Below are 16,632 nucleotides of genomic sequence, written 5' to 3'. Positions count from 1 at the left end.
CCTCGCGGAAGTCGCCCAGCGTCGGAAAGCGGCTCCAGCCGCTGCGGAAACCGGCCCACACCGCCTCGAAGGCGGCCATCCACCGGTCGGCCGGCCACGCCGCCATCATCCGCACGTCGGCCTCCAGCAGGTCGGCGTCCGGCAGCTCCAGCGCGAAGCGTTCGGCCAGCTTCTCCAGCCCGATCAGCACATTCTCGATGCCGATCGGCGGTGTCAGCGTGCCGATCGCCTGCTCAACCCGCTCGGCCAGCGCACCGATCTCGTCGGGCGTCAGATCCTGTGTCTCGAACCGCAGATCCGCGACCTCAAGCCGGGCCAGCGAGGCGAAGGCGCAAGGCAGCGAGGGTTTCGCGGTTGCGGCCTGCGGCATCGGACGCGGACCGGATATCGGGCCGAGGCTCTGGGCGGGGATCGGGGCGGCGGTCATTGCGGTGCTCCCGGCGGAACGGAGGGGTGGAGGACTGGATCGACGCCCTGGCGCGTTGCGGAGCCGGAGCGGTGGGCGGCGCGGAAGGCTGTTCGGCGGACTGATCAGCGGGCGCCACCAGCTCCCGGATGATCCAGCGGCGCCAGGCCGACCCCGGATCCGGCGGGCGGTAGCCGTTGCGGCGATGCGCCTTGCGGCACCAGGACACGAACTTGACGGTCACCCGATCGGCATCGACCTCTGGCCGCTCCGCCGCTGCCCAGGCCAGATCCGCGGCAGCCGGCTGCCAGTCCGCCGGCAAGGCGTCCTCTCCGATCCTCATCCCTTCGCCCGAATGGGAGGAGGAGGATTCAGGATTCTGGGAATCAAAGGAGATGCCGGCCGGCGAACCGCTGCTGTCAGCCGGCTGACAGCACATGCCGGCGGTGAAGCCCTCCATCCCCGCCAGCTGATAGGCGAACCCGCGCAGGCCGCGCCGCGGCTTGGCGCAGACCAGCGCCGCCGCCGGTCCCTGCGCGGCTTTCTCCTGCAGGCCCTTCAGAACGGCGTTGAACCATGCGCGGCTTTGCCCAAGCTCTTCGGCCAGCTCCCCTTGCGTGGCGGTGCAGACACCGTCGCGGTCGGCATGGGCATAGAGCGCGGACAACACCGCGATGTCGGCGGCCTGGATGCCGGGCACGGCGATCCAGCGCCTGTACATATCGATGTATGGCTTCATTGCTTTACCCGTCTGTCGGTCGGTCCGTGGACGGGTGGAGACAAGGAAGGAGCGTCAACGGACTCGCTGTGAATCCGCTTGGCTTTGCGGGCCTGCCCTGCCATCATGGAGTCGCCAAACAGCCAGATGTGGGGTGCCCGGGGTTTTCCTCGGTCTCCTCCGTCCGACACGAAGGGCCCGGAGCAATCCGGGCCTTTTGTGTTTGCGGAGGTCGGTCCTCCATCAACTCATGCTCTTCGCTCCTTCAGAGAGCACGGGACCACAAAGACCCGTGGCGCCGGCCGGCATCCGGCATGGGCGCATGTCAATGGCGTGAGGGCGGTTTTCGCCCGTTTTTTGGAATGTGTACGTCCCGTTGCACGTCTGTCCACGGTCTTGGAAAAATCGCCTGCATCCGGCATTTCGCCGACGCAGGCCTGGATTCTTGTGGAGGAATCAAGCACTTGCTCTGCCGCTGCGCCGGCCGGCCAGCTGCAAGTGTCGCCGTTGTGCCGAAAGATTCGGCTCCGAACGTCGTCGTTGTGCCGAAAGATTCTTGGCAGCCAGTGGCTTGTGACGACGCGCCGGCCGCCTCGAACGTCGTCGTTCTGCCGAATGATGGAGCGGAATCAGCCCCACCCCCACCCTCCCCGGGATGGAATCGGCGGAGAATCGGGTGGGAATCGGCCCTTCGACGGATCGTCCGAACGTCGCCGTTCTGCCAGTCGATGGCCTCCCCAGGGGGGCTCCGGCGGCATCCGGGTGGCGCGCAGGGAGCAGTAAGATAGGAAAAACAATGCTTTGACCTGAAGGCGCCCTCTCCTGCCGCCCCTCGGCACGGCAGAACGCAGACGTTGGCTTCGCTACCGGCCGGTCGAAGCCGGTCCATCCCCACCCCTGCCGCCGTCCAACTCCCCTTCGCCCCTCCTTCTCCGCCACCCGCCGTAAAAACTGGCAGAACGACGACGTTCGGCCGGCCAACCGGCGCCGTCCCCGGGAATCTTTCGGCAGAACGGCGACGTTTGGTCCGGCATTGTGGAACAGGGTGGCGGGCTTGTGGATTATGGGACTGACACCTTTGAAGCCGCACAGGACCCGCGGAGAAATCGCATGACCCAGACCAACAACGCCGAGCTGCTCGACCGGCCGCTGCAATTGGCTCTGCGGCTTGATTCCCCGCTGACCGGCGATGTCCAGAACGACCGCCACATGATGGTCTACAGCCTGTTCGGCCTGTCGAAGGACAAGGCGGAATCGCTGCCCACCTATGACGACGGCAAGGTGCGGATCGAGGTGCGGGCGCCGAAGAATGTCGGCGTCGCGACGATCTGGGACAAGGCGGTGCTGCTCTACGCCATCTCGCTGTTGCGCGAGAAGATGGAGTCCGGCAAGGGCCCGTCCAAGCTGGGCGAGCTGCACTTCACCACCAGCGACCTTCAGCGCATCGTCGGCAAGACCGCCGGCGGCAGCGCCTACGACAAGATCGAAGGGGCGCTGGAGCGGCTTCAGGGCACGCAGATCAAGACCAACCTGGAAACCGGCGGCGAGGGCGAAAGCGGGGCCTTCTCCTGGATTTCCGACTACAAGCTGCTCTACCAGCGCAAGAAGGACGGCGAGCGGGCGGTGCGCGGGCTGAAGCTGACGCTGTCGGGCTGGGTCACCCGCGCGGCGCTGGGCCACAATCTGCTGAGCTACGACGACCAGTATTTCGCGCTGAAGCCGGTGGAAAAGCGGCTCTATGAGATCGCCCGCGCCCACCTCGCCCGCGGCCACGCCTTCTGGATGGCGCTGGAACCGCTGCGCAAGCGCGTCGGCTCCGACAACGACCTGCGCAAGTTCAAGAACGCGCTGAATCCCGTCCTGGCCGCCGACCGCATCCCCGGCTATGGCGTCCGCATCGTCGAGACCGCGGAATACAAGGAGACGATGAAGGCGCGCGGCGCGGTGCTGGGCCGCGTGCTGAACGCCGACCTGCCGGTGCTGTTCTGGAAGAAGGACCAGGGCCAGCCGGAAAACTGGATCGACGTTCCCAAGGTGGAATACGACGAGACGGTGTGAATCGCTCCCTCCCCCTTCGGTAGACACCCGTTGCCGGAGTCGCGACGACTTGCTAGGCTCCCTGCCGACCGGTGCCGGGGCAGGAGGACGGGGCGTGACAGGGGAACAGTTGAAGGCGTTGCGGGAACGGCGCGGCCTGACCCAGACGCAGATGGCGGCGTTCGTCAATGAATTGACCGGCCGCAAATACGACAAGCAGCGGCTCAGCAAATGGGAAACCGGCAAGGAAGCGCTGCCGCGCGAGGTGCTGGGCCGGCTGCTGCTGCTCGATCTCGAACGGCCGGAAAGCCCCCTGCCCCGCCCTGGCACCACCGTCGCCGTCGGCCTGCAAAAGGGCGGCACCGCCAAGACCGCCACCTCGATCAACCTCGCCTTCATCCTGGCCCGTGCCGGCAACCGCGTCCTGCTGGTCGATGCCGATCCGCAGGGCAACGCCACCGTCCATGTCGGCGTGCCGCAGGCCGACGTGGTGGCGCTGACGGAAGCCGGAAAGGTTCTCTACCACGCGCTGATGGGCAAGACGCCGCTCGATGCGGTGATCCGCCCGACCGGCGTCGAGGGGCTCGACATCGTTCCCTCCAGCATCGCGCTGGCGAGCGCCGACACCGAACTGCCGGGCAACCTGACCAATGCCCAGACGGCGCTCGCCGAGATGCTCGACGGCGTGCGCGACCGCTATGACGTCATCGTCATCGACTGCGCCCCCAATCTCGGTGCGGTGACGATCAACGCCCTGACCGCCGCCGACTACGTGCTGGTGCCCTGCCAGGCGGAACCGCACGCCATCCTCGGCGTCAGCGCCTTCCTCGACACCGTCGCCAAGATCCAGCGCCGCCTGAATCCGCGGCTGGAGCTGCTGGGCATTCTGCCGACCATGGTCAATCCGCGCCAGACCCAGGACCGCTCGTCGCTGGACGACATCCAGCGGCTGTGGGGCGACAGCCGCCGCGTGTTCCCGCCGGTGCCGCGCGCCACCATCTACGCCCAGGCGGCCGGCGCCAACGTCATCACGCTGGATGCCGACATCGGCGCGCCGGGGGTGGAGAGCTACGCCGCCATCGCCGCCGCGCTGCTGACCGCCATGGGCCGTTTGCAGGAGACCGTCGATGCCGCCTAAGAAGCTGACCCGGCAGACCGCCGCCACCGTGCTCCAGGCCAAGGAGGCCGGCTTCGCCGCCGAGACCGACCGCATGTTCGGGCTGAGCGGCGTGCTGCCCCGGCTGATCGAGGTCGATCTCGACGCGGTCGAGACCAATCCCGGCCAGCCGCGCACGGTGTTCGACGACGAGTCCCTGCGTTCGCTGGCCGAGTCCATTGTCCGTCATGGGTTGCAGCAACCCGTCCTGGTTCAGGAGGGGCCGGAGAAGGGCCGCTACCGGCTGGTGGCCGGCGAACGGCGGCTGCGCGCCCACCGGCTGCTCGGCCGGGCGACCATCGCCGCCATCATCACCAAGGGCCGGCCGGAAGAGATCGCGCTGATCGAGAATGTCCAGCGCGTGGACCTCGACGCCATCGACCTCGCCCGCGGCCTGTCGCAGCTGATCGAGGCGCACGGCTACACCCAGACCGAGGTGGCGGCCGCCGTCGGCTGTTCGGAAGCCGAGGTGTCGAAGCGCCTGAAGGTGCTGCGCCTGCCGGACGACATCCTGGCCGATTACCGCGCCAACCCCGACGCCGTCTCGCGCTCCGCCCTGGTCGAGCTGGCCTTCGTCGAGGACGAGGCCGAACTGCGCCGGCTGTGGCAGACGGCGCGGACCGGCGGTCTGACCGTCGGCGCGGTGCGCGCCGCCCGTCCGTCGGCGTCCAGCTCGGCGGAACCGTTGCGGGTGCTGGGCAAGGCGATCAACCGGATGGACAAGGATTTGGCCGCCATCGACGCCGTCGCCCAGGCATTGCAACGCGAACACCGCGAACGCCTGCAGGCCCTGCGCGACCGCATCGACTCCCTGCTGAATGGCTGACCCGAGGGACGGCTTTCGAGCGCGAAAGCCCGCCTTGGTTGTTCCACGCCTCTGATACCTGCTTAGGTTGCTTTCGAGCGCGAAAGCCTCTGGCGGTCGGCCAGGGTGACCGCCTGCCCTGCCCCATGGTAAGGATTGCCTGTAAAATCATTGATGTTACGGGTCAGCGATGCCGGTGGTGCGGAGACGACAGTTCCTTGGTCTGGTTGGCGGGGGTCTGCTTGGTATGGCCGGTCTTGCCGCCGCGCTGCCGCGTCCGGCGATGGCCGCGTCAGGCACCCTGCGGATCGGGCTGAAGTCCCTGCCCGGCGGGCTCAACCCGCTGACCGTCAGCGATCTGGTCGCGCGTCAGGTTCTCGGCTCGATGTACGAAAGCCTGACCACCGTCGATTCCAAGGGCCGCATCCTGCCCGGCCTCGCCACCCGCTGGGAGGCGTCGGACGATGCGCGGCGCTGGCGGCTGACCATCCGTGACGGCGTCACCTTCCACACCGGCCGCCGCCTGACGGCGCTGGACGTCAAGCGCAGTTTCGAGGCGGCGCTGACCGGCGACGGCGCCAACTTCGCCGTGCTGGCGCTGGCGAAGGTGCGGGGCTTTCGCGAGTTGCGGGCGAAGACGGCCGGTGACCTGTCGGGCATCACCGTTGCCGACGACCGCACGCTGGAGGTGGTCTGCGACGAACCCTGCGCGGTGTTCCCCTTCGCCCGCCTGAACATCGTCGACGTCGAGGCGGCCGCGCAGGCCGGACCCGAGTGGTTCCGCACCCTTTCGGCGGGTACCGGACCCTACCGGCTGGTGCGGTCGAGCGACGGCATCCGGATGGACGTCGAGGCCAATCCCGACTGGCGTGGCGGATCGGTGCCGTTCGAGCGCGTGTCCTTCCTCGCCACCGGCATCGGCAACGACGGCATCACGCTGTTCAACGACAGCCAGATCGACTTCACCTTCGTCGATACCGACGCGCTGCGCGGGGTGATGGACGATCCCGGCTTCAAGCGGTCGCTGTCGAGCGTGCCGCGCATGCAGATGCGGGTGGTGGCGCTCGACCCCAGGCGGGTGAAGGCCTTCGGCGATCTGCGGGTGCGTCGGGCGATGTCGCTGCTGATCGACCGCGCGGCGATGGCGGAGCGCTTTTTCCGGGGGGTGGCGGCCGTTCACAACGGCATCGTTCCGCCGGCACTGCTGTCCAACGAGCGGCTTGAGCCGCTGGCCTATGATCCGGCGCTGGCGAAGCGCCTGCTGGAGGAGGCCGGCTATCCGGAGGGGCGCGGCATCGAGCCCTTCCAGGTGACCATCGTCCCGGAATACCGGCGGGAGTTCGTCTATTACGTCTCGCAATGGAACAATGCCGGCATCCCGGCGAAGCTGGCGATCGCGCCGCGGCAGGAATTCATCGCCCGGTCCCGGCGGCGCGACTATGACGCCTTCCTGTTCGGCTGGACCGCCACCTATCCCGACCCGATGAATTTCCTCGACGAGCTGTTCAGCAGCGGCAGCCGCTTCAATCCCGTCGGCTGGACCAGCGCGCAGTTCGACCGCCTGATCGAGCGGGCGATGGCGATTCCCGATCAGGACCGGCGGGCCGAGGTCTACAAGGACGCCGAGCGTCTGGTCATGCAGGATCTGCCGGTGATCCCGCTCGTGGTTCCGGATTATGTGGCGCTGCGTGGCAACGTGTTGAGCGACAACTTCATCACGCCCTTCGGCGGCCTGAACTTCGGCTGATCCCTGGGGACTGACCCGGGACAGGGCAGGGTGCCGGCATGGAAAAGCCCCTGTCCGCTTGCGGACAGGGGCTTTTCGCCGCTACCGGGACGAGACGGTCAGGCGGCGCCCTGCGGCCGTGCCTCGCGCAGGCAATCCGCCGGCTTCGCTTCACGAAGGCAATCGGCCTGGGCGGCTTCACGCAGGCAGTCGGCGGCCTTCGCCTCACGCAGGCAATCCACCGGCTTCGCTTCACGAAGGCAATCGGCCTCCGCGCCCTCGCGCAGGCAGTCCGCCTTGGCCGCCTCGCGCAGGCAATCGGCGCCGGCGAACAGGCGGGCGCTGTCGCTGCGGGCGGCGGCCATGCGCTCGGCCGGGACGGTCACGCCATTGTGGTGGAGATACTCGCCATAGACCGCGTCGCAGAAGCGGAAATAGGCGCGGGTGTCGGCGACGATGAACTCGTGCCACAGCTCGTCGCAGGCGGCGGATTGCGGAACGATGTCACGGTCCGGATGCTCGGCGCAGGCCAGCAGGAACGCCTTCAGCTGGGTCAGCGCGATCTCCGAGGTGCTGTGGGACATGCCTGCGGCGACCGCACGGTCGACCACATAGCCGAAGTCGAAACCGGCGATGATGTCACGGGCACGGGTGGTGACGGTCTTGGTGGCGCCAGGCATGGAATCCTCCGAGGTTGCTTTTGTTCGCCCTCGGACGGGGGAGCAGGCGGTCCGAAGGCTCCGCCCTGATGTTGTGACACAGCATAGTCCCGTATGTGAGATCATTTTTGGTCCTAAGCCTCAAGATCGAAGCAGGACCTGACCACTGCCGGACCACTGCCCTCAGATCGTCGGAGTCTTATGCGGAGCGGCGGTATCGAGCGCGGCCACCGGGCGCGCCGCCGTCATCTGTTCGACCAGCGCCGACAGCAGGTCGGGCATGATCGGCTTGGCGGCGACGATGACGCCCATCTCCGCCGCGCGCGCGCTCACGGCGCCGTCGAGCCGGCCGGAGATCAGCACCGCCGGGATGCGCAGCCCAAGCCGGCGCCAGACGCTCTCGATGAAATCCAGGCCGTTCTCGGTGGCGGAGAGGTGATAGTCGGCGATCACCGCATCGGGGCGGATGTCGCCGCCCTCGACCGCCCGCAGGCCCTCCGCCACGCTGGAGGCGCCGACGACGCGATGCCCGGCGGTGTTGAGGAACATCGAGATCGCCGACAGCACGAACTGGTCGTCGTCGATCACCAGGATCGCGATCTCGCCGCTCTTCGCCGGCGCATCGGCCAGCGTCGCCAGTCCGGCGGCCGGCAGGGAAGCCATCATAGGGGCAGGGACAGGGGCAGGGGCGGGGGCGGGGGCGGGGATTGGCGCCGCGGCTTCGATGACCTGCTCCACCGGCGCCAGCGGCACGGTGACCGAGAAGACGGAGCCCTTGCCCGGCGTGGAGCGCACCTTGACCGGGTGGTCCAGCACGCCGGCCAGCCGGCGGACGATCGACAGGCCAAGGCCGATGCCGTTGTCGCGGTTGCGTTCCGGGTTGCCGATCTGGTGGAACTCCTCCCAGATGGCGTCGAGCCGGTCCTCTGGAATGCCGATGCCGGTGTCGCGCACCTCGACGATCAGGCTGCCGCCGGATTCCAGGCAGGCGACCTGCACCTGTCCGCTGGCGGTGTAGCGGATGGCGTTGTCGATCAGGTTGCCGAGCAGCCGCAACAGCAGCACCCGGTCGGTCAGCACCGGCGCCCGGTATTGCGGCACGGAGAAGGCCAGCCCCTTGCTGCGGGCGACCGGGCCGTATTGCGAGTCCAGCGCCTCGAACAGGTCGGCGACCTCGTGCACCGCCTTGTTGGCGGTGACGCCGCCGGCATCCAGCCGCGACACCTCCAGCAGCTCGTCCAGCAGCTGCTTCAGCGTCATCACCACCTGTTCGATCTTGCGCGCCGAGTCCGCCACCTTCGGATTGGGGGCGGTGGCGCGCAGCATGGCGGTCAGCATCAGCAGCGACTGGGCCGGCTGGCGCAGGTCGTGGCTGGCGGCGGCCATGAACTTCGCCTTCGACGCCACCGCCTGCTCGGCGCGCTCCTTGGCGACGCGCAGGTCGATGGCGTTCTGGCGGAAGGTGTCGAGCGCCTTGGCCATGCGGCCGATCTCGTCGTCGCGGTGGCGGACCGGCACCGTCACCGTCACGTCGCCAGCGGCCAGATCGGCCATGGCGCGGGTCATGCCGGCGATCGGCAGGGTCATGCCGCGCGTCGCCCAGATCACCCCCAGCACCACCAGCAGAAGCGTCACGGCACCGATCCCGCCCAGCAGCAGCACATGGTGGCGGATCGCCGCGTCGGTCGGCCCGGTGTCGAGCCGGACCAGCAGCGTGCCGATGCTGCGCGAGCCGCCGGCGCGGTCCTGGCGGATCAGCGGCACGGTGGCGACCGTGGCGGCGCCCTCCCCCACGCTGGCGGCACCCGGCTTGCGGAAGGTGGCGAAGCGTTCGCCATGGGTGCCGAGGATCACCGCCTCGGCGAAGCTGTCGATCGACCGCAGCGGGCCCAGCGCCGTCATCGCCTCTTCCGGGTCGAGATCCCACAGGGCGTTGGTCACGTCGTCCAGCACGATGCGGGTCGCCATCTCCGCCCGGATCGCCAGTTCGGCCCGCGTGTTGCGCACGTCGGCCTGGATCAGCACCACCATCGGCACGGCGACCAGCACCGACACCAGCACCACCGCCGATGCCGTCGTCCGGGCAACCAGGCTCCGTGAGAAGATCTTCAAGAACATGCCGAAGCCACCCAGAACAGTCACCCAGAACAGCCACCGAGAACATGGCGAACACGAACGATACGCGGCGTCATCCTAGCCGAATCGGCGGCCGAACACGACAGCGACGTCGATGCCGGCGGTCATGCCGGCATCATCGGCAGTAGTGGGAAAAAGGGCAGTATGACTGTTTCTTATTGCTTCTTCTTCTTGCTCGGTTGCGTGTGTAAAAATTCACGTCGGGTTTTGACGCACAGGGCCGGGAGCGGTTTAGCCGTTGGCGTAGGGGTGGGGGCATAGCCGCGGGGGAGCGCAGCAATGGGAACGGGCATCATCATCGCCCTCGCGCATGGCGTCGTCCTGCTGGCGCTGGTTCTGCTCGCCTACCGCCGGATCCTGCGGCGGTTCGGCAGCGGCCGCATCGCCGCCGCCGCGCTCGCCGCCCTGCTGGTCTGTGCCGCCGCCGCCCTTTCCCTGCTGACGGTCCTGCTGCCGCCCGACCGCGAGCCTGTCCTGCGGGCGGTGGAGCCGCTGCCGCTGACCGCCACCGTCGCCGCCATCGCCACGCTCGGCCTCGGCCTGTTCGCCCTGCTGCTGGCGCGCGAGCACCGGCGTTTCGCCGACGAGGCCGCGCTGGCCGAAAGCACCGCCCTGTTCCGCGCCGTCTTCGACAGCTCCGCCGACATCCTGGTCGTCGTCCGCGTCGGCGCCGACGGCGGCTTCACCCTTCATCGTGCCAACGACGCCGCCGTCCGGGCGATGGGCGACCGGCTGACCCGGGCGCTGGGCAAGCCGATCGACGCCCTGCTGCCGCCCGACCTTGCCGCCAAGGTGACGGCCGACCTGCAATCCTGCATCGACGCCGGCGCCCCCACCCGGTTCGAGGAGCAGCACACCCACGACGGCGTCACCCGCTGGTGGGAGCTGTCGCAGGTGCCGATCCGCGACGCGAGCGGCGCCATCGTCATGCTGTCGGTCGGCGCCCGCGACATCACCCGCCGCCACGAGGCGGAGCGGGCGATCCGCGCCAGCGAGGCGCGCTACCGCCTGCTGGCGCGCAGCGTCACCGACATCATCGGCCGCATCGGGCTGGACGGCGTCCGCCGATTCTGTTCGGAGGCGACGCGCGACAGCCTGGGCTGCGCCCCTGCCGATCTGGTCGGCCGCCCGCTGGTGGAGCGGGTCCACCCCGACGACCGCGACGCCCTTGCCGCCGGCCTCGCCCGCCTGACGCCCGAGCGCCCGACCCTGAAGACCATCTACCGGCTGCGCCATGCCGACGGCCGCTGGCTGTGGATCGAGGCGGCGGTTCGGCTGGTCACCGACGATTGGGGGGCGCCGCAGGATTACGTCAGCGTCGAGCGCGACGTCACCGCCCGCAAGATCATGGAGGCGGAGCTTCAGGACGCCCGCCACGCGGCGGAGGCGGCCAGCCGCAGCAAGTCCGAGTTCCTGGCGAGCCTGAGCCACGAGCTGCGCACGCCGATGAACGCCGTCATCGGCTTCGCCGACCTGATCGCGCGCGAGTCGGAGGGGCCGGTGGGCACCCCCCATTACCGCGATTTCGCCGTCAACATCCGCGACAGCGGCCAGCATCTGCTGGAGCTGATCAACGAGATCCTCGACCATGTCCGCGCCGAATCCGGCCAGCTGGCCCTCGACGACGAGCCGGTCGATCTCGACGCCGCCGCCACCTTCGCCGTCCGCCTGCTGACCCCGCGCGCCGCCCGCGCCGGCATCGCCCTCGCCGCGACGGTGGACCCCGCCACCCCGACCCTGCGCGGGGACGAGCGCCGCATCCGCCAGATCCTGCTGAACCTGCTGTCCAACGCGGTGAAATACACCCCCTCCGGCGGCTCGGTGTCGCTGACCGCCGGCCCGGCGCCCGACGGCGGCCTGCTGCTGGAGGTGCGCGACGACGGCGTCGGCATCCCCGAACAGGATCTGGACCGCGTCCTGCTGGCCTATGCCCGCGTCGCCACCCCGGAGAACCGCCAGACCGAGGGCGCCGGCCTGGGCCTGCCGCTGACCCGCCGGCTGGTGGAGCTGCATGGCGGCACGCTGACCCTGGCGAGCCGGGTGGGGCAGGGCACCACCGTCACCATCCATTTCCCGCCCGAGCGGGTCGCCGTCGGGATGGGCGCCGGGATGGGCGCCGGGATGGGGCATGAAAGCGACCGCCCCGGCCGGCCTCCGGCAAGCCAATCACCGAGCGTCCGTCCCAGCCTGTCGATCCTGATGGTGGAGGACGACAACAAGATCCGCGAGAACGGCTGCGCCCTGCTGCGCAGCTGGGGCCACCGGGTGACCGCCGCCGCCGGTGCCGGCGAGGCCCTGGTGGTTCTGCGCGGCACCGAGCCGCTGGACCTGCTGTTCAGCGACATCGTGATGCCGCCGGGCATGAACGGCGCCGAGCTGGCGCGCGAGGCGCGGCGCCTGCGCCCCGACCTGCCGGTTCTGCTGGCGTCGGGCTTCGCCACCCATGCGGTGGTGGCCGACGACGTGGCGATGGGCGGCTACGACCTGATCGCCAAGCCCTATGACCCGGCCGAACTGCGCGAGCGGCTCGACCGCCTGCGCCCGCCGGCCTCCGCTTCGCCGCAGGTGGCGGAGCCTGTCCCGCTCCCCGCCGCCGAGCCCCCGCCGCCCGCCGCGCCACCGCGGGCTGCCGCGCCCTCACCCCCTCCGGCGCCCGCCACGGCTCCTGTCCCGCCTTCCCCTGCGGCACCGCCCGCGAAGCCGGCGGCGGGCGCCCTGCATGTGCTGGTGGTGGAGGATGTGGAGATGAACCGCCTGCTGGCCGTCACCCTGCTGAAGCAGGCCGGCCACCGCGTGGTGGCGGTGGAGGACGGCGCCCAGGCGGTGGAGGCGGTGGCCCGGACAGCGGCGGGCGAGCCGTTCGACGCCATCCTGATGGACATCAACATGCCGGTGATGGACGGGCTGGAGGCGACGCGCGCCATCCGCGCCATGCCGGGGCCGGCGTCCCGCGTCGCCATCATCGCCCTGACCGCCAACACCTTCCCGGACGACATCGCCCGCTGCTACGAGGCCGGCATGGACTGCCACGTGCCGAAGCCGATCGACCGCGCCCAGATGCTGGGCGAGATCGCGCGGTGCGTTGCTTCGCGCCGGGCGGTGGAGACGATGGGGGAGGGGTGATGAAGTTAGTAGAATGTGCGTTGGCCTTGGGCCACAATCCGGGGCAATCGAACGACTGTCGGCGCGCTCTATGACGCGCGGCATATGGGGGGTAAATTGAAGCCGAGTGTGTCTGAACTGTCGGCATTGACGCGCCTATTTTCTTCGGCTGTCTTTCAAGAGATGGCTAAAAGAGGGCGCTCTGCCCTGTTCAAACGCCTAGTAGAGCAAACAGGCATTGTGCAGAGCTGCCGTGCAGATGCGAGTGTCGGCGACGCATTTGACGCTGCGTTCAAGGTGCTTCAGATTGCTGGACAGCGCGACGAGTATATTTACCGTGCTGCTATAGTAAAAAAGATTCTGATCGGAAAGCACTCGTTGCATACCGCATCAATGCTAAATGAATTTCGTGCCGGTTCATGTAAGGCGGATTTGGTTATTCTCAATGGCACGTCGAGTGTCTACGAAATCAAGTCCGAGCGGGATTCACTCTCTAGACTGGAAAACCAGATTGAAAATTACAAAAATGTATTTGCAACAGTTAACGTAATTGTCAGTGAAAACCATGTAGAAAGCGTTCGACAGGTAGTGACAGATGATGTCGGCATTATGTGTTTGTCCAAGCGTTATCAAATTTCAGTGGTACGTGATGCTCATGATTGCCCAGAACGTATCTGTCCTGTGACGGTGTTCGAATCATTGCGATCAGCAGAAGCCGAAGCGATCCTTAAATCCCTCGGCATTGCTGTTCCCACTGTTCCGAACACGCAGCGATATGGTATGTTGCGTGAATTGTTCGCTAATCTACAACCCGCCATACTACATCGTGAGTTTGTGCAGACGTTGAAGCAAACGCGCAATCTCGCGCCATTGGGTGGCCTCATTAATCAATTGCCGGCTTCACTCCATGCTGCGGCACTGTCGATCCCTGTTCGCCGGGCCGATCATGACCGCCTTGTTGGAGCCGTCACGACACCGCTCGAAGCGGCAAAGACTTGGATATAATACAAATGTACCATCCTTACTTTCGTGGAAAGCAGTTTGAACTCATTACCATCCGTGAAACGGCAGCATTAATGGCAAATGCCGGATTCATACCAATCATTGAGCCGGTAAGAGAAGCTCTTAGTGGCCTGGAAAAGACATTAAAGGCCATCTGTGACGCTAATGGGCGCGCGATTGTTATTATTAACCCTTATCATGGGGATCATCAAGAAGATGGAACTGTGATCACTGAGTTACTGCAAGCTAACTATATTGGGAATGCTGCTATCTCTGCAGGCATATTTCTTAGCGCCGGGACTAGCCTTGACCAAGCGATTGCTGCCTTTGAAGCTCATAAGCGGTATAACCCGACTTTTATTCATGCCGGATTCGCAGCGCAGAAGGGGCTTGCAGAACATCTAGGAAGAAATCTTCCGCAAACTCACCATGTGTTTTTTGAGGAGCATGCAAATATTTTATATCGCAAGCATTTTGATACTAGTAATCGTGTTCTTTTAAGAGATGGATTCAAGCGTAGGAAAAACTCAGAATATGCGAAAATTCCTGTTGAGGAGTTTTCTGAGTTACACTTGACATACAGCGAATTGAATGTGAATGGCTTTGGCGATTTTCTGATTGTTGGGGATAGTTATTCTGAAGGTGGTGGTCCTGCTTATGCGGTGGCAATCCATCTTACCTTCATCGATCCTGATAAAGATGATGTGATGTTCGTTTATCATTTTGTGTCAACTAAGAACGATACGCCAACCGATCCAGCTGGTAAGTTTGCCCAGGCATTGGAAAAGCTTATCGACAAGCTTGATAGTGGAAATTCTAAACTATTTGAGTCTAGTGCAATCAGAGAGTTCCGTGAGTTGCATACTAAAGGTCACTTCCCAGGTCTTGGCTACGTGAAGAAGCTCTCGATGAAACATCATATCGAAACTTTCTCTGATTACTTGAGAAAATAATAATGCCAAATCGCATGTGTTGCCCGGAATGCTTTGATGATCAGGGCCTGAGAGAACGGATTTTCCCTTTTCTTGAGGCGAAACCTGGAACTTGTGATTATTGTGGTACTGTAAATGTCGATGTACTCAGGCCGCAATTGCTGGCGCCCTATTTTGAGTTGATCATAGGCATTTATGAACTGAATGAACAAGGACAGCCACTCGCACATTGGTTGAAAGAAGATTGGAAGCTCTTCTCCCACAATGTGATGGATGTTGCCCACACGAAAGAGCTATTAGCTGATATTCTTAGTGATGGCGATATCGTGCGAGAATTATTTGCTCCATCTCCCAGCTATAAGAGTGAAGGGTTATTGCAATGGGAGACGTTGCGAGATGAAATGATGCACCGAAACCGGTGGTTTTTAGATACGAATATCGACACTGATCGTCTCCGTCATTTACTGTATCATTTGACAGCTACTAAGCTCCCGCGTGCTTGGTATCGTGCACGTATTCGGTCTGGTGGCGAAAACTATACAATCGACAAAATGGGCGCCCCACCCAATCGGCTAGCATCGCATGGACGCGCAAACCCAGCTGGAATCCCCTATCTCTATTTAGGGTCAAAGCCTGAGACGGCCGCAGCTGAGGTGAGGCCGCATACAGGTGAGGTTGCTTGTGTAGCCGATTTTACAATCCCTGAAATACTTGCAGTTGACCTGCGTGAACCACGCAAGCTTGTATCTCCATTTATTCTTGAGGATGCAAGTGCTATCGGTCAATTGCGTGCTGATCTTCCGTTCTTGGAGCGGCTTGGAGAGGAGCTTACACGGCCAGTTTTGCCTTCAGGCGCCGCCATTGATTATATACCTAGTCAATATTTATGTGAATTTATTAAGAAAATTGGATTTGATGGAGTCGTTTATCGTAGTTCTGTAAGCGATGGGATAAACCTTGCGCTCTTTGATCCCAATAAGGCAACCGGTGGCAATGTTACGGTATACAACGTATCAAAAGTATCTGTTGTGGTTGAGAAAGCCTAATTTATCTACTTCATTGTCTATTGGAAAGACCAGGGGCGATTCTCGATGGTATCGTCCGTTTCGTAGTGGAAGCAGTTACTCCCGCATCCGTTTATCCCCCTTTTTCCCAAAACCGCCCCACAGCAGGATAAAAATCCTATACTCTCTCCGCAATGCCCCCTCATTCGCGGAGCCACGCCATGCCCCTCGACAGCCGCAGCTTCAACAACGACAACTTCCCCCGCTGGGCCGAAGAGCCGCCGACCCCGTCCGAAGGCTCGCTGGTCCCCGGTTCGCAGTTCCATGAAGAGCAGTGGATCATGGCCGCCGGCATGCTGGCGCGCGGCAACAGCTTCCTCCAGGTCTCGCGCGCCATGGGGTGCAGCCGCACCACCCTCTGGCGCGCCTATTACGGCTCCAAGGACTTCCGTCACAGGGTGTGGTGGGAGCGGCAGGCGCTGAACCGCGAGGCCGAACTGCGCCTGTCCTCCCTGCGCATCCTCGTGGCCGAACAGATCGAGCGGCTGGTCTCATCTGGCGATCCCGCCACCGTCCGCTGGCTGGCCGAACGGCTCGGCCTGTTCGCCGGCCTCGACCTGCCCACGGCCAAGCGGCCGCCCGCCCAGCCCGACCGCCAGCCCAACGATCCGTCGGCCGCCGGCCTCGTCCCGGCCCCGAAACCCGAAGACCCGCCCGCCGTCACCGTCCCCGAACTGGACGACGACGCCATCCCCGGCGCCCTGCGCGAGCGCCACCCGCCCAGCCCGGCCATGGTCGCCGCCGTCCTGGCCCAGCCGGAGGCGGAGGGGCCGAAGGGCGTCTTCCCCTACACCCTCAACCGGTATGAGGAGTATCCCAACCTCAACCCCGGCCCGGTCAGCCGCCGCGCCGCCGGCCCCTTCTCCTGGCGCCGGTAGGGGCTCCGGAC

At 65.2% G+C, this 16,632-nt stretch carries 12 protein-coding genes; 9 read left to right on the top strand and 3 right to left on the bottom strand.

Annotated features, from left to right (window positions below; translation table 11 throughout):
- Nucleotides 1-305: 305 nt before the first annotated feature.
- Nucleotides 306-1,145, bottom strand: a complete 840-nt coding sequence (locus E6C72_RS15420) for a helix-turn-helix domain-containing protein (RefSeq protein WP_109083837.1) — start codon at nt 1,143-1,145, stop codon at nt 306-308.
- A 1,089-nt stretch (nt 1,146-2,234) separates the two neighbouring features.
- Between E6C72_RS15420 and E6C72_RS15410 the strand changes: the two genes are divergently transcribed.
- From E6C72_RS15410 to E6C72_RS15395, 4 genes are all read left to right on the top strand, one after another.
- Nucleotides 2,235-3,182, top strand: coding sequence for a replication initiator protein A (locus E6C72_RS15410; protein ID WP_109083838.1), 948 nt, complete (start codon nt 2,235-2,237; stop codon nt 3,180-3,182).
- Between the two features lie 94 nt (nt 3,183-3,276).
- On the top strand, nt 3,277-4,299 hold the full coding sequence (locus E6C72_RS15405; RefSeq protein ID WP_109083839.1) for an AAA family ATPase: 1,023 nt from the start codon (nt 3,277-3,279) through the stop codon (nt 4,297-4,299).
- A complete protein-coding gene (locus E6C72_RS15400) occupies nt 4,289-5,143 on the top strand; it encodes a ParB/RepB/Spo0J family partition protein (RefSeq protein ID WP_109083840.1) in 855 nt (284 codons plus the stop codon). The genes E6C72_RS15405 and E6C72_RS15400 overlap by 11 nt, the downstream gene beginning before the upstream one ends.
- A gap of 226 nt (nt 5,144-5,369) precedes the next feature.
- Nucleotides 5,370-6,869: an ABC transporter substrate-binding protein gene (locus tag E6C72_RS15395; RefSeq protein ID WP_247875442.1), complete on the top strand. Its 1,500-nt coding sequence runs from the start codon at nt 5,370-5,372 to the stop codon at nt 6,867-6,869.
- A 98-nt stretch (nt 6,870-6,967) separates the two neighbouring features.
- On the opposite strand, the gene E6C72_RS15390 is transcribed toward E6C72_RS15395, so the two are convergent.
- Together E6C72_RS15390 and E6C72_RS15385 are read right to left on the bottom strand one after the other, a co-directional pair.
- Nucleotides 6,968-7,528: a hypothetical protein gene (locus E6C72_RS15390; RefSeq protein ID WP_109083842.1), complete on the bottom strand. Its 561-nt coding sequence runs from the start codon at nt 7,526-7,528 to the stop codon at nt 6,968-6,970.
- A gap of 162 nt (nt 7,529-7,690) precedes the next feature.
- The gene (locus tag E6C72_RS15385) at nt 7,691-9,625 is read right to left on the bottom strand and encodes a hybrid sensor histidine kinase/response regulator (RefSeq protein ID WP_109083843.1); all 1,935 of its coding nucleotides are present in this window, start codon (nt 9,623-9,625) and stop codon (nt 7,691-7,693) included.
- A gap of 297 nt (nt 9,626-9,922) precedes the next feature.
- Here E6C72_RS15385 and E6C72_RS15380 point away from each other — a divergent pair, with 297 nt between their 5' ends.
- The 5 genes from E6C72_RS15380 (at nt 9,923) to E6C72_RS15360 (ending at nt 16,621) form a co-directional block, all read left to right on the top strand.
- Nucleotides 9,923-12,766 carry a response regulator gene (locus tag E6C72_RS15380; protein ID WP_109083844.1) on the top strand — a complete coding sequence of 948 codons (2,844 nt, stop codon included), beginning with the start codon at nt 9,923-9,925 and terminating at the stop codon, nt 12,764-12,766.
- A 108-nt stretch (nt 12,767-12,874) separates the two neighbouring features.
- Nucleotides 12,875-13,750 (top strand): sce7726 family protein, encoded by an 876-nt coding sequence (locus E6C72_RS15375; protein WP_247875443.1) that lies wholly within the window; start codon nt 12,875-12,877, stop codon nt 13,748-13,750.
- A 5-nt stretch (nt 13,751-13,755) separates the two neighbouring features.
- Nucleotides 13,756-14,700, top strand: a complete 945-nt coding sequence (locus tag E6C72_RS15370; protein WP_109083846.1) for a sce7725 family protein — start codon at nt 13,756-13,758, stop codon at nt 14,698-14,700.
- A gap of 2 nt (nt 14,701-14,702) precedes the next feature.
- Nucleotides 14,703-15,725 carry an RES family NAD+ phosphorylase gene (locus E6C72_RS15365; protein WP_109083847.1) on the top strand — a complete coding sequence of 341 codons (1,023 nt, stop codon included), beginning with the start codon at nt 14,703-14,705 and terminating at the stop codon, nt 15,723-15,725.
- A gap of 179 nt (nt 15,726-15,904) precedes the next feature.
- Nucleotides 15,905-16,621, top strand: a complete 717-nt coding sequence (locus E6C72_RS15360) for a hypothetical protein (protein WP_109083848.1) — start codon at nt 15,905-15,907, stop codon at nt 16,619-16,621.
- Nucleotides 16,622-16,632: the final 11 nt, after the last annotated feature.

The sequence above is a fragment of the Azospirillum sp. TSH100 genome, assembly GCF_004923295.1.
GTDB lineage: Bacteria > Pseudomonadota > Alphaproteobacteria > Azospirillales > Azospirillaceae > Azospirillum.
The sequence above is the reverse complement of the archived record's forward strand: the minus strand, read 5'-3'. Positions and strand labels throughout refer to the sequence as shown.